Annotated in this window: 13 protein-coding genes; 6 read left to right on the top strand and 7 right to left on the bottom strand. The window is 71.5% G+C overall.

The window, feature by feature from the left end; all coding sequences use genetic code 11:
* Positions 1-218 precede the first annotated feature (218 nt).
* On the bottom strand, positions 219-860 hold the full coding sequence (locus E1292_RS33760) for a TetR/AcrR family transcriptional regulator (protein ID WP_132600575.1): 642 nt from the start codon (positions 858-860) through the stop codon (positions 219-221).
* 156 nt (positions 861-1016) lie between these two features.
* Here E1292_RS33760 and E1292_RS33755 point away from each other — a divergent pair, with 156 nt between their 5' ends.
* Both E1292_RS33755 and E1292_RS33750 read left to right on the top strand, forming a co-directional pair.
* Positions 1017-1439 carry a Dabb family protein gene (locus E1292_RS33755; protein ID WP_132600572.1) on the top strand — a complete coding sequence of 141 codons (423 nt, stop codon included), beginning with the start codon at positions 1017-1019 and terminating at the stop codon, positions 1437-1439.
* Between the two features lie 63 nt (positions 1440-1502).
* Positions 1503-2954 (top strand): MFS transporter, encoded by a 1452-nt coding sequence (locus E1292_RS33750; protein ID WP_132600569.1) that lies wholly within the window; start codon positions 1503-1505, stop codon positions 2952-2954.
* A 41-nt stretch (positions 2955-2995) separates the two neighbouring features.
* Here E1292_RS33750 and E1292_RS33745 read toward each other — a convergent pair whose 3' ends face one another.
* Positions 2996-3829 (bottom strand): hypothetical protein, encoded by an 834-nt coding sequence (locus E1292_RS33745; protein WP_132600565.1) that lies wholly within the window; start codon positions 3827-3829, stop codon positions 2996-2998.
* Between the two features lie 271 nt (positions 3830-4100).
* Between E1292_RS33745 and E1292_RS51580 the strand changes: the two genes are divergently transcribed.
* Positions 4101-4244, top strand: coding sequence for a hypothetical protein (locus E1292_RS51580; RefSeq protein WP_165974873.1), 144 nt, complete (start codon positions 4101-4103; stop codon positions 4242-4244).
* Here the strand turns inward: E1292_RS51580 and E1292_RS33740 are convergent.
* Positions 4241-4837 (bottom strand): GNAT family N-acetyltransferase, encoded by a 597-nt coding sequence (locus tag E1292_RS33740; protein WP_220447184.1) that lies wholly within the window; start codon positions 4835-4837, stop codon positions 4241-4243. The genes E1292_RS51580 and E1292_RS33740 overlap by 4 nt on opposite strands.
* A 153-nt stretch (positions 4838-4990) precedes the next feature.
* On the opposite strand from E1292_RS33740, the gene E1292_RS33735 reads away from it, so the two are divergent.
* A complete protein-coding gene (locus E1292_RS33735) occupies positions 4991-5803 on the top strand; it encodes an N-acetylmuramoyl-L-alanine amidase (protein ID WP_132600562.1) in 813 nt (270 codons plus the stop codon).
* Here E1292_RS33735 and E1292_RS33730 read toward each other — a convergent pair.
* Positions 5784-6428: a TetR/AcrR family transcriptional regulator gene (locus E1292_RS33730; RefSeq protein WP_132600559.1), complete on the bottom strand. Its 645-nt coding sequence runs from the start codon at positions 6426-6428 to the stop codon at positions 5784-5786. The genes E1292_RS33735 and E1292_RS33730 overlap by 20 nt on opposite strands.
* 98 nt (positions 6429-6526) lie before the next feature.
* Here E1292_RS33730 and E1292_RS33725 point away from each other — a divergent pair, with 98 nt between their 5' ends.
* On the top strand, positions 6527-7627 hold the full coding sequence (locus tag E1292_RS33725; protein WP_132600556.1) for a serine hydrolase domain-containing protein: 1101 nt from the start codon (positions 6527-6529) through the stop codon (positions 7625-7627).
* Between the two features lie 11 nt (positions 7628-7638).
* On the opposite strand, the gene E1292_RS33720 is transcribed toward E1292_RS33725, so the two are convergent.
* Positions 7639-7824 (bottom strand): hypothetical protein, encoded by a 186-nt coding sequence (locus E1292_RS33720; RefSeq protein ID WP_132600553.1) that lies wholly within the window; start codon positions 7822-7824, stop codon positions 7639-7641.
* A gap of 357 nt (positions 7825-8181) precedes the next feature.
* Here E1292_RS33720 and E1292_RS33715 point away from each other — a divergent pair, with 357 nt between their 5' ends.
* Positions 8182-8991 (top strand): SAM-dependent methyltransferase, encoded by an 810-nt coding sequence (locus E1292_RS33715; RefSeq protein ID WP_246090518.1) that lies wholly within the window; start codon positions 8182-8184, stop codon positions 8989-8991.
* Here E1292_RS33715 and E1292_RS33710 read toward each other — a convergent pair.
* Together E1292_RS33710 and E1292_RS33705 are read right to left on the bottom strand one after the other, a co-directional pair.
* Complete coding sequence (locus E1292_RS33710) at positions 8960-10120, bottom strand: FAD-dependent monooxygenase (RefSeq protein ID WP_132600547.1); 1161 nt, start codon at positions 10118-10120, stop codon at positions 8960-8962. The two genes, E1292_RS33715 and E1292_RS33710, sit on opposite strands and share 32 nt — an antisense overlap.
* Before the next feature lie 130 nt (positions 10121-10250).
* The coding region (locus E1292_RS33705; RefSeq protein ID WP_439331923.1) for an ATP-binding protein at positions 10251-12263 on the bottom strand (2013 nt) is incomplete at its 5' end.

Genomic DNA, 12263 nt, shown 5'->3' with positions numbered 1-12263 from the left:
AGCATGAAACTTTCAGCCACCCCGTCCCCGAACGCCTCCTCGCGCGGCTGCCTGCGCATGGGCTCGCCCTGAGACCGGACTTCCTGTTCGGCTCGGGCAACGTCGCGGCAGGGTCGTCACCCGGTGACGAGCCGCTGTTCCATCCGGACGACCTGGCGAGCCGGCGTTTCGACCAGTCAGAATCCGCGGCCGTGACCCTGTGCAGGTCGGTGAGGAGCCTATTGGTCGGCGGTCGGCGGTCGGGCGTGCGCACCGTTGAGGACGAAGTCGGCTGTCTGCTCGAGGAACGCGTCGTCGAGTGGGCGGCCGAGCATGAGCAGGCGGAAGTAGAGCGGTCCGGAGATCATTTCGAGCAGGAAGTCGGGATCGGTGCCGGGCGGCAGCTCGCCGCGTTCGACGGCGCGTACGAGAACCGCACCCGACGCCCGGAAACGTGCCGGCCAGAAGGCGTCGAGGAGTTTGTACAGGTCGGAGTTCTCGGCGGTGCGTGGTCCGGTTTCGCGCAGGAGCGCGGCGATCCAGGGGGTCTGCAGGCCGAGCCGGATCTCCTTGAGCAGTTCGAGGAGGTCGCCGCGCAGGGTACCGGTGTCGGCCGGGGGAAGGAGCTCGCCGCGGCGTTCGATGAGGGCGGTGGATACGAGGCCGACTTTGTTGCCCCAGCGGCGGTAGATCGTGGTCTTGTTGACGCCCGCGCGTTCGGCCACCGCGTCGATGCGTAGCGCACCGTAGCCGACCTCGGCCAGCTCGGCCAGGGTGGCGTCGATGACCGCTTCGCCGACGCGTGCCGTCCTGCCGCCGGGCCGGACGGTCGCCGCGTCGGCGTGCAGTTGCTGGACGTCTTCGAGCGGATCTCCTGCCATGGGGGTCAGGTTAGGACGCTGACGACGATAGATACAACTTTCAGGTGCGTTAAGGAGTAGGTTAATGCACCAAAAGGTTGCACTAAGTGGAGTCGACGGTCTATCGTCACAAATGCAACAGCCGGTTGCATCAAGGTTCGCAAGAAGGAGAACGCCGTGATCTACCACCAGGTCCGCATGGCCTTGAAGCCCGATGCCCCCGCCGATCAGGTGCAGCACGCGCTCGATCTGATGCGCGAGCTCGGTGAAAAGCGCGACGCCGTCGAGTTCTACCTGGTCGGGCGCGACTTCGGCGGTGAGTTCGACTACGGCGCCCTGTACGCGCTCAAGGACATCGACGCCTACCGCACTTACATGTACGACCCGCTGCACCGCCAGATCGACGCGCTCGGCCTGCCGTTGGTGGCCAACATGGTCTCCGCGGACCTCACCGACGACCCCGACCCCGACATCGGCGCCAAGATCGCCCAGGTGCACACCGACCGGTTCAGCGACCACCCCGAGCTGCGCGACCTGGTCGAAGACCTCGGCTCCTACGAAGGCAGCGGAGTCCACGACGACGGCTCCAGGCCCGCGTGAGCAAGCGCGGACGGGGGGCGGCCCACGCCGTCTCCCGCGGCGCCTGACCTCAAAGGGGCCCCGATGAGATCGACGACCCTCCGCAGCACCTTCCTGGTCCTGGCCGCAGGCTGTGCCACCTTCGCCATGCTCCAGTCACTCATCACCCCGGTGCTCGCGACCATCCAGGCCGAGCTGCGAACCACGCAGAACACCGTCACCTGGGTGATGACGGCCAACCTGCTGTCCGCCGCGGTCTTCACCCCGATCCTGGGCCGGGTGGGCGACACCGCCGGTAAGAAGCGGGCCCTGGTCGCGGTTCTGCTGGCCCTGGTCGCCGGTTCGCTGCTGGCCGCCCTCGCGCCCGACATCACCGTGCTGATCGCCGCCCGCGCCCTCCAGGGCGTCGCCGGCGCGGTCTTCCCGCTGTCCTACGGGATCATCCGCGACGAATACCCGCCCGAGCGCGTCGCCGCCGGCGTCGGTGGCATCTCCGCCGTCATCGCCGCCGGCGGCGGGCTCGGCATCGTGCTCGCCGGACCGATCGTCGAAACCCTCGGCCACACCTGGCTGTTCTGGATCCCGATGATCATCGGGGGCGGGGCGGCACTGGCGACGCACCTGCTCATCCCCGACTCCCCGCCCCGCCAGGCGACACACTTCAACCGGCCGGCCGCCCTCCTGCTGTCGGCCTGGCTGGTCAGCCTGCTGCTGGCCATCAGCAAGGGCCCCGAGTGGGGCTGGACCTCACCGGCGATCCTTGGCCTGCTCATCACGGCGATCGCCGCGACGGCCGCGTGGATCGCCACCGAACTACGCTCGCCGCATCCGCTCATCGACATGCGCATGATGCGCCTGCCCGCCGTCTGGACCACGAACCTGGTCGCCCTGCTGTTCGGAGCCGGGCAATTCGCGTTGTTCGCCTTCCTGCCACAGTTCGTCCAGACCCCTGGCAGCGCGGGCTACGGCTTCGGCGCCGACGTCACCCAGGCAGGCCTGCTGCTGCTCCCCATGCTCGCCACCATGTTCGCGGCAGGGCTGACCAGCGGCCGCATCGAACCGTTCTTCAGCTCCAAGACCCAACTGGCCACCGGATCGGCCCTCAGCGTGCTCGCCCTCGCCGCGTTCACCGTCGCCCACGACGCGTCCTGGCAGGTCGCCCTCATGGCCGCGGTCTTCGGCGCGGGCCTCGGCCTGGCGATGTCGTCCATGACCAACGTGATCGTCACCAGCGTCCCCGCGGATCGGACCGGCGTGGCCGGCGGCATGAACGCCAACATCCGCACCATCGGCGGCGCGATCGGGGTGGCCGTCGTGGGCAGCATCATCACCGCGACCCCGCAACCGTCCGGCCTGCCGCACGAGTCGGGCTACACCTCCGGCTTCCTCGTGCTCGCCGGCGTCTCCCTCGCAGCCGTGGCCGCCGCGCTCATCGTCCCGTCCAGCCGCCGCACCTCCCGCGCCTCCACCGGCGGCGGCACCCCGGATCCCGGGCACCCTCCGGCCGCCTCACCGGCTCCGACTCATGGATCGTGAACAGCCGGTCGTGCGGACGTGAAGGGAGAACGCGTGTCCCGTCAGCGGCGTGTGGGGGCGAGGCGCCGGGCCAGCTCCATCGCGCGCCGGCAGTCGTAGGGCACCGCCAGGCGCTCGGCGGCCGACCTGGCCTCGATCGCCGCCTTCCTGGCCGCGCGCTCCCTGCCGGCTGCGGCCAGCACGAGCGCTCGGGCCCAGCCGATCCTGGCCGCCGCGCCGGGCGTGCGGGACAGGTAACCGGCCAGGTGGGTGTGGAGCCGGCGCACGGCCGTACGATCCGGCCACGGCGCGAGCTCCCACAGCACCTCGGCGAGCCCCGCCCAGCACTCGAACATGCCGGGCTGCGCGGCCGGTAACCCCTCCGCCAGCCGCAACGCCTCGACCAGCGCGCCCCCTGCCACGGCTTCGGGGCTCTGCGGTTGCGCTTCCCCGGATCGAGTGCTGGGCGAAGGCCCGTCCACGGCCGGCAGGCTCTGCGGTTGCGCATCCCCGGATCGAGGGCTGTGCGGCGGTCCTTCCGCGGTTCGGGCGCCCTGCGGCCGCCCTTCCGCGGGGTGGCGGAGGGCGAGGCGGGCCGAGACGGTGAGGAGGCGCATCTCCTGGACCGCCTGCCTGACCGGCCCGTCACGGAGTCCCAGCTCCCTCTCGTGCGTACGGTGCCGGTCGGCCGACGCGCGGGCACCCGCCAGCACCTCGCCGATCCGCTCCGCCGCCACCCCGTCCATCCGCAGCAGCGCCTCCGCCTGGCCCGTCAAGCACCAGTGGCGGCCGATGTCGTCCCCGCCCACACGCTTGACGGCCAGCTCCTCCGTCATGGCGAACAACTCCGCCGCCTCCGCGAAGTCCCCCCGCCACAGTGCGGCCTCCGCGAGCATGCCCGCGCAGTGCTCCGCGATCCTGGGATCGAGCGTCCTGGCCCGGCCTTCGGCGAACGATCTCCGTGCCTCCCCGAACGCGCCTCGACACGGACATCGTCTCCGGGACGGACGAGACGGCGTACTCGTACACGGTCAAGCTGAAGCTGACCGGGCTGTAGCCGTACCTGACGCGAGGCCTCGCCGCACCCCGGCGGGGCCTCGCGCCGCGCCTGGAGGGCTCCGATGATTATGCAATCGAATGTCAATGCGCAGGGGAGAGAGTCGGGCCATGAACCTCGGCGTTCCGGAAATCCTCATGATCGGTGCGTTTTTCCTGATCCTGCTCCTTTTCGTCTTCCTGGTGGGTGGGGTGGTGTACTTCGCCGTGCGACGCGCGAACCGACGGCGCGACCATCAGCACCCCCAGGGCTAGGGGGCGGCGGGCCGCCACATCGGCCAGAACACCGTGCCGTCCGGCAGCGCGAACGTGCCGCGCCCCTGATAGCCGTTCTTGGCGTACAGGTCGCGGTTGCGCGGGTCGTTGGCCTCCAGGTACGCGGGCGCGCCGTCCAGCCGGGCGTGCTGGTACCGGAGCAGCGCGGTGCCGAGCCCCTGCCCCTGGCAGTCGGGGTGGACCGCGAGGAAGGCCAGATAGTCGCACGGCTCCGCCGGATGGTGCTCGGCGAACAGCCCGTCGAGCACCCGGAACCGATCGGCCCACTCGCCTGTCGCCTCGGCCAGGAGGCGGTCGTACCCGGCTGGCGGGGACGGCGGCGAGACGTGCGGGAACCAGACCGCCGCCGCGGGGCCGTCGTCGATGAGGTGCACCTGGCCGTGCTCGATCGCGTGGTCGACGAGGATGCGGTAGTGGGCGGCGATGACCCTGTGCCGCTCCCGGCGTTCCGGCACCAGATATCTCACGACCCTGAGCTCGGCGAACGCGGTCGCGATGAGCTCCGCGACCTGCCCGGCGTCGTCGGCGCCCGCGTGGCGGACGACCGGTCTCATCGTGAACGCCTTTCCCATGGCCCAGGCTCCTCTCGTCGCGTGCGGTGTCCTGGGCGGCCCCGCGCCCCTCCCGAGGGTAGACCGCAGTTCGCCCGCGTGGGAAGACGACACGAATTCCCAGGTCATAGCCGGTATTGGGCTTGATGTCCGACGCCGGGTACGGTCGGTCGCATGGGTGCCTTTCTTTCGGGATCCGCGGTGCTGGCCACGCTGGCCGCACTGTCGGTCGCGTGCGCCGGGGCCGTACCCGCCGTGCGCGAGGCGAAGGCGCCGGCAGAGTCGTCGGCAGGGCCGTCGGCGGAATCGTCGCCCACCGGTCGTGGAGGGCCGCTGGCCGGGAAGGTCGTGGTGATCGACCCCGGCCACAACGGCGGCAACGCCGCGCACCGCGAGGAGATCGACCGCCTGGTCGACGTCATCACCGGCCGCAAACCCTGCAACACGATCGGCACCCGGACCCGCTCCGGCTACCCCGAGCACGCCTTCACCTGGGACGTCGCCAACCGGCTCAAGCCCCTGCTGGAGGAGATGGGGGCCAGGGTCGTGCTCACCAGGCCGAACGACACGGGTGTCGGCCCCTGCATCACCGAACGGGCCGCCATCGGCAACGAGGCCAGGGCGGACGCGGTGGTGTCCATCCACGGTGACGGCGCGGCCGAGAGCGGGCACGGCTTCCACGTGATCATGCCGGGGCCGGTCGCCGGGCACAACGACGCGATCGTCAGGCCGTCCCGGCGGCTGGGGCTGGCGATCCGCAAGGCGTACCGGGTGGGCACGCGCATGCCGTACGCCACCTATGTCGGGCGCGACGGCTTGCAGACCCGCACCGACCTCGGCGGGCTCAACCTGTCGAAGCGGCCGGCGGTGTTCATCGAGTGCGGCAACATGCGCAACAGCCGCGACGCCGCCAGGATGTCCAAGCCGGCCTTCCGCGAGCGCATCGCCACCTCGCTGGCGGCCGGGCTCAGGCAGTATCTGCGCTAGCAGGGCCGTAGCCGTGCAGGAACGCCGCGACGGCCGCCTCTGACAGCTGCTGGAGATCGGCCTCCGTGTAGTGGTCGTGGCCGCCCCAGAACATCACCTTGTTCAGCGGGATCCACAGCAGCAGCCCGACGAAGTGCTCGGCGGCCAGTTGGGGGTCGTCGAGGCGGAGCAGGCCGCGCTCCGCCAGCCGCCCGAAGGAGCCGGCCAGGGTGTTGAGCGAGCGCTGGAAGCCCTGCTCGTACCAGGTGCGGCCGAGGTCGGGGAAACGCTCGGCCTCGGCGATCACGAGCCGCCGCAGCCGCAGCAGGTCGGGACGCATGAGGGCGCCCAGGAACCGCCTGGCCAGCTCGCCCAGGCCCCCGCGCAGGTCGGCGGTGTCGTCGAGGGCCGTCGTGACCATCTTGGCCAGCTCTTCGACCTGACCGGTGGTGTCGAGGACGATGCTGGCGAACAGTTGCTCCTTGTCGGTGAAGTGTTTGTAGACGGTCTGCTTCGACACCGCGGCCAGTGCGGCCACCTCGTCCATGCTCGTGCCCACATAGCCGTTGCGCAGGAACACGGGCCGCGCCGCCTCCAGGATCTGCCTGCGCTTGCGTGCCGTACGGCCGTCCTCTTCCGCTGCCATGACCGCCCTCTCTGCTCGACGAAAAGAGAGTACTAGACAGTTCCGTACTGTTGTCAGTACTGTACCGTCTAGTTCCCACCCCGCCCAAGGAGTTGACGATGAGCGACCTTCAGAAGCAGGTGCAGCAGGCGGCCGACAGGCTCGTCGAGTCCGGCGAGGAGCGCGGGCTCCAGGTGGCCGTCTATCGGGACGGCGTGCAGATCGTGGACGTGGTCGCCGGCGTGGCCGACCCGGAGACCGGGCGGCGTGTCACCCCCGACACGCCCTTCTACAACTACTCGATCGGCAAGGGCGCCACCGCCACCATCGCGCACCTGCTGGTCGAGCGGGGCCTGTTCGGCTACGAGACGCCTGTGGCCGAGCTGTGGCCGGAGTTCGCACGGCACGGCAAGGAGGGCGTGACCGTACGCCACGTGCTCTCGCACACCGCCGGAGTGCCCGGCGTGCCGCTCGACACCACGCCCGAGGACGCCTGCGACTGGGGCACGATGGTGGCCGCGCTGGAGGACGCCGAGTTGTGGTGGGAACCGGGCACCAAGGTCGGTTACCACGCCTACACGTTCGGCTACCTGGTGGGAGAGATCGTCCGGCGGACCACCGGCAAGCCCATCTCGCAGGTGTTGCAGGAGGACGTGGCGGAGCCGCTGGGCGTGGCCGGCGAGCTCTATTTCGGGATGCCGGAGAAGGAGCACGCCCGGCTGGCCCGGCTGGAGGACGCGCCGATGGACATGTCGGCGTTCGGGGAGATGCCGGCGGACCTGCCGATGTTCAAGGCCGGGCCGATGGAGCTGATGCCGGGGGCCGAGCTGGGCAACCGGCCCGACTATCTGTCGGCCGACATCCCGGCGGGCGGCAAGACCTCGGCCAGGGCCATCGCCCGCATGTACGCGGCGCTGCTCGGAGAGGTGGACGGGGTCCGGCTGATCACGCAGGAGCGGCTCCGGGAGGCGACAGCCGTCGTGTCGAGCGGCGTCGACGAGGTATTCGGCATGCCGTCGACCTGGGGTCTGGGTTACGGCATCGGCGGTCCCACCTCGACGGCGGAGGAGCAGCCGACGGTTTTCGGGGTGCCAGGGGCGGGCGGCAGCGCGGCGTACGCCGACACGGCGACCGGCACCGCCTTCGCGCTGACGAAGAACCGGCTCACCGCCGACTTCGCGGCGGTCGGGCTGATCGGCGACATCGTCGCCCGTGGTTGACCGTCGAGCGGTCAGCCGTCACGGCAGAGCGGCTTGCCGCCGACGACGCAGGCGATGTCGTCGAGCTGGCAGCTGAGCAGGGTGCCGTCCATGCCGAGCACGATCACCAGGTCGCGCCGCGACCGGTGAGCCAGCATGACCCTGCCGACGACGCCATTGTCCAAGATCACGGTCGGGCGGCCTGCCGCGTTCTCCATACCCTTGTGGCTCCTCTCAGGTGCGGAACAGGCCTCACGCCGGATCCGTCACCACCAGCATGCACAGGCTTGTGCCGTGAGCGCATCGGTCATGCGGTTGTATTTCCGGATCCACCAGGGAAGGACGGTGCGTCAGCGGTTCGCGAAGGAGCCTCGCGGACCCGATCGGAGCAGGCCGGGAGCCCACGCCGCGGGCCCTGACGGGCCGCGGCGAGAACATGTTCTGCCCCAGCTTTCTTGCCGGGTTTGGTACGACGTCCTCTGCTACAACGGAGTGCCCGCGTAGTATGACGACCAAGTCCTACGAGGCAGGGAGGAAGGCCCCGAGTGACCGAGCTAGAACGTGTTCCGCCCGGTGTGGATCCGAATGTTCCGAGTTCCGCCCGGGTGTACGACTATCTGCTCGGTGGCAAGGATCACCTCGCGATCGACCGGGCAGTGGCGGAGAAGCTCCTCGCGGTCGCGCCCGACTCCCGTCTCGTGGCCAGGGCCAACCGCCGCTTCCAGGTGGAGGCGGTGCGCCACCTGGCAGGGCAGGGCATCCGGCAGTTCATCGACCTCGGCACCGGCATCCCCACCTCGCCCAGCATCCACGAGGTCGCCCGCGAGGTGCACCCCTCCTGCCGGGTGATCTACGTCGACTACGACCCCGTGGTGCGGATGCACGCCCAGGTGCTGCTCGCCGACTCGCCCGGCGTCGAGGGCATCCAGGCCGACCTGCGCCGCCCCGAAGAGATCCTGGCCGACCCCTACGTCACCGGGCTGATCGACTTCGACCAGCCGGTGTGCGTGCTGATGGTCGGCGTGCTGCATTTCGTCATGGACGAGGAAGACCCGGCCGGCATCGTGGCCGCCTTCAGGAAACGTATGGTGCCGGGCAGCCACCTCGTGCTCTCCCACGCCATGGCGGAGAGCGCCCCCGAGGCGATCGCCCAGCTCACGATGGCGACGGCCGGCTCGCCCGCGCAGGGCAGGTTCCGCAGCCACGACGAGGTGCTGACGTTGTTCGACGGGTTCGACCTGATCGGGCCCGGCCTGGTGCCGGTGCAGGACTGGCACATCGACGCCGACGACGCAGCGATCCCGCTGCTCGACGGCAAGCCGCAGCTGCGCATCGACGGCGGGGCCGGGCGGGTCAGCGCGGGCTCGCCCCCGCATAGTCCTTGAGGTCGATGTTCGTGGCGAACTTGTCGGTCAGCTTCAGCATCATCCCCAGCAGGATGCCCGACCTGAACGTCAGGTTGCGCAGCCGGATGCGCGTCCGGGTGGCAGGGGCCAGGAAATGGCCCGCGTTGGCGTTCCTGGCCACCCTGGCATATCCGCGCAGCTGCTCCTCGTACCGGGCGAAGGCCACGCGGTGGTCGCCCCCGGCCGCGGCCAGCTCGCCCGCGAGCACATACGCGCCCACCATGGCCAGGCCGCTGCCGAAGCCGCCCAGGGTGTTGCCGTACGCCGCGTCACCGAGCAGCGCCACCCGCCCAGCACGGTAACGGTCGATCCTGACCTGGGCGACCGCGTCGAGATAGACGTCGTCCGACGTGCGCACCCGCTCCATGACGGCCGCGGTCCGCCAGCCCATGCCGGCGTAGACGCGGGCCAGGATGTCCTTCTGCTGCTGGAGGTCGTAGCGGTCGTAGTCGAGCGGCTCGGAGGCGAAGACGAAGAACGCGGGCGCCGACGACCCGCCCACCGCGACCATCCTGCCCGGCTCGTTGTACATCGTCGCCCGCGCGCCGAAGCCACCCTCGACACCGACCAGGGCGTAGTAGTGGCCGAGGTGCCTGACGTGGCGGGACTCGGGGCCGAACGCCAGGCGGCGCACGTTGGAATGGATCCCGTCAGCGCCCACCACCAGGCCGAACGTGCGGGGCGCGGCCCGCTCGAAGGTGACGTGCACGCCGGTGGAGGTCTCGGTGAGCGAGGTGATCGAGTCGCCGAAGACGTACTCGCAGTCGGCGGACGTCCTGTCGTACAGGAGCTTGGACAGGTCGCCGCGGGTGATCTCGACGTCGCCGCCGCTGAACGTGCCGGGCATGACCGCGAGCGTCCTGCCGTTCGCGTCGACGATCTGCTGGTCGGTGCCGCCTGTCTGGAGCCGGCGCACGTCGTCCAGGATGCCCATGCGGGCCAGCACGGTGAGCTGGGCCTCGCCCTTGAAGTCGACGGCCTGGCCGCCGAGGCGCAGCGCGGGGGCCTTCTCGACAACGGTGACGGCGAAGCCGTAGCGGGCGAGCCAGTGGGCGAGTGCGGGCCCGCCGACGCTCGCCCCGGAGATGAGGACGCTGGTGTTCTGCATGCCCGGCAGCCTCGCGCCCGCCGCTGACAACCCGGCGACCACCCGCTGACATGGCGGCGCGAACCCGTCAGGAGGTGGCCGCGCAGCGCCACCGGGGCGGCAGGCGCGAGCGTTCGCCACCTCGCGCCGGTCAGGAGGTGGCCGCGCGCAGCGCCTCCCGCGCCTTCTCCCCGCTCGTGGACGCGCCCCTGGAGAACGCCGCCGCGAACGCCTCGGGGCCGAGGAGCTCCGTGGCCGCCGCGGCGATCCTGGCGACGTCGCGCTCGCCGGCGACGGTCGTACCCCGCAGCGCCACCGCCATCCCCAGCAACTCCGCCGCCCGCTCCGCGCCGGGCGTCCGCTCGTCCGGGCCGGGGCGACGCCCGACGAGCGCGAGGCCGGCGAGGCCTTCGGCGACGTCGGCGAGGTCGGCGGACAGAGGAGACTCCAGCACGGCGGCCAGCGCCTGCTCGTGCCTGCGGGCCGCCTCGGAGACGGCGCCGGTGGCCTCGGCGAGACGGCCGAGAGCGGTGAGTACGTGCGCCCGGGTGGCGCCGGCCGTGAAGCCGCGGAACTCCACGCCGGCCAGCGCGGCGCCGAGCCGCAGGGAGGCCTCGTCGAGATCCCCTTCGAGCCGGGCCAGGTTGCCCAGCCGCAGGTGCACCCACGCCATCAGCTCCGGCCTGCCCAACCGCCGATCGAGGTCGCCCACGCGGTCGTAGTCGGCACGCGCGCCCGCCGCGTCCCCGGCCCGCAGGCGCGCGTCCGCCCGCCTGCCCAGCACGTCCACCAGCTCGTCCAGCGCGCCGAGCTCTTCGAGCCGGTCGAGCGCCTGCTTCCACAGCTCCATGGCGCGTGCCCAGTCGCCGCGCCAGCCCGCGATCACGGCGAGCCAGTCGAGCGCCTGCGCCGTCCCCCAGCGCTCGCCCAGCCCGCGGAAGTCGGCAAGCACCGACTCGAGTTCCCGTTCGGCCTCGACGACGGAGCCGTTGAGCAGCGCCAGCAACGTCGTCCCGAGCCGGCTGAGCGCCCTGCTCCACGGGTCGGCGTCCAGCACCCGCCGCCCCGTGACCCCGTTCTCCGGCGGGCCGGTGAGCATGCCCCAGAGCGCCACGCCGAAGCGGTGACGCATCGGCCCGTCCAGCGAGCCGACGATCGCGCGTGCACGATCCCAGTGCGGCGACCCTGCGTCGGGTACGGCGTGCAGGACGGCCAGCACGTACTCCTCCGCCAGCCCGGCGGGCGGCTCCCCGGCGGCGGAGTCGAGGAGCCTGACCGCGTGCCCGGTGGCCTGGCCGCGCCGCCCGCTCAGCCACCAGTACATGGCCAGCGCCGCCACCAGCCGCCAGGCCACCGGCTTGTCGTGGGTCACACTCCAGCGCAGCGCCGCCTGGAGGTTCGCGTTGTCGGCCGACAGCAGGGCCAGCCAGTGGAGCTGCTCGGACCGGCAGAGGTGCTCCTCCGCGCGGCGGGCCAGCTCCAGGAACCAGGCGGCGTGGGTGTGCCGCAGCCGGTCCTCCTCGCCCGCCTCCGCCAGCCGCTCCAGGCAGAACAGGCGGATGGTCTCCAGCATGTGGTAGCGCTCGCCGTCGGTCTCGACCAGCGACTTGTCCACCAGATCGGCCAGCCGCCCGGCGCCGGGCTCGCCGCAGACCCGCTCGACCGCCTCCAGACCGGCGCCTCCTGCGAACACCGCGAACCGCCTGGCCAGCGCCTGCTCCTCCGCGTCGAGCAGGCTCCAGCTCCACGCGACGGCCGCGTACAACGTCTGGTGGCGGGCCGCCGCCGTCCGGTCGCCGCGCGAGAGCAGCCGGAACCTGCCGTGCTCGGCCAGTCTGGAGGCGATCTCCGCCACGGAGAACGTACGCACCCTGGCCGCCGCCAGCTCGATGGCGAGGGGCAGGCCGTCGAGCGCCGCGCAGATCCGCAGGACCGCGTCCATGGTGCCCGGGGTGAGCACGAACCCGGGCCGTACGGCCGCCGCCCTGTCGGCGAACAACCTGACCGCCGGGTAGCCGAGCGGATCGCCGGCCCCGGCCGCGGCGGCGTCGTGCGGCGGCTCGTCGGCGCGGGCCGTCGCCGCGTCACGCGGCGGGTCGTCGGTTGCGGCCTCAGGTGGCGGGTGGGGGGTCGTCCCCGTGCCGAGCGGTGGGGTGGGCAGGGG

Origin of the sequence: Nonomuraea deserti (assembly GCF_004348685.1) — a bacterium.
GTDB classification, from domain to species: domain Bacteria; phylum Actinomycetota; class Actinomycetes; order Streptosporangiales; family Streptosporangiaceae; genus Nonomuraea; species Nonomuraea deserti.
Note: the sequence above shows the minus strand (reverse complement) of the source record. Positions and strands in the feature narration are given on the sequence as shown.

What these genes read in the sequence shown, in the direction of transcription:
- E1292_RS33730 (WP_132600559.1), bottom strand. Translation starts at nt 6,428, where the DNA reads ATGGCAGCGGAAGAGGACGGCCGTACGGCACGCAAGCGCAGGCAGATC.
- E1292_RS33750 (WP_132600569.1), top strand. Translation starts at nt 1,503, where the DNA reads ATGAGATCGACGACCCTCCGCAGCACCTTCCTGGTCCTGGCCGCAGGC.
- E1292_RS33710 (WP_132600547.1), bottom strand. Translation starts at nt 10,120, where the DNA reads ATGCAGAACACCAGCGTCCTCATCTCCGGGGCGAGCGTCGGCGGGCCC.
- E1292_RS33720 (WP_132600553.1), bottom strand. Translation starts at nt 7,824, where the DNA reads ATGGAGAACGCGGCAGGCCGCCCGACCGTGATCTTGGACAATGGCGTC.
- E1292_RS33760 (WP_132600575.1), bottom strand. Translation starts at nt 860, where the DNA reads ATGGCAGGAGATCCGCTCGAAGACGTCCAGCAACTGCACGCCGACGCG.
- E1292_RS33735 (WP_132600562.1), top strand. Translation starts at nt 4,991, where the DNA reads ATGGGTGCCTTTCTTTCGGGATCCGCGGTGCTGGCCACGCTGGCCGCA.
- E1292_RS33745 (WP_132600565.1), bottom strand. Translation starts at nt 3,829, where the DNA reads ATGCTCGCGGAGGCCGCACTGTGGCGGGGGGACTTCGCGGAGGCGGCG.
- E1292_RS33725 (WP_132600556.1), top strand. Translation starts at nt 6,527, where the DNA reads ATGAGCGACCTTCAGAAGCAGGTGCAGCAGGCGGCCGACAGGCTCGTC.
- E1292_RS33740 (WP_220447184.1), bottom strand. Translation starts at nt 4,837, where the DNA reads ATGGGAAAGGCGTTCACGATGAGACCGGTCGTCCGCCACGCGGGCGCC.
- E1292_RS51580 (WP_165974873.1), top strand. Translation starts at nt 4,101, where the DNA reads ATGAACCTCGGCGTTCCGGAAATCCTCATGATCGGTGCGTTTTTCCTG.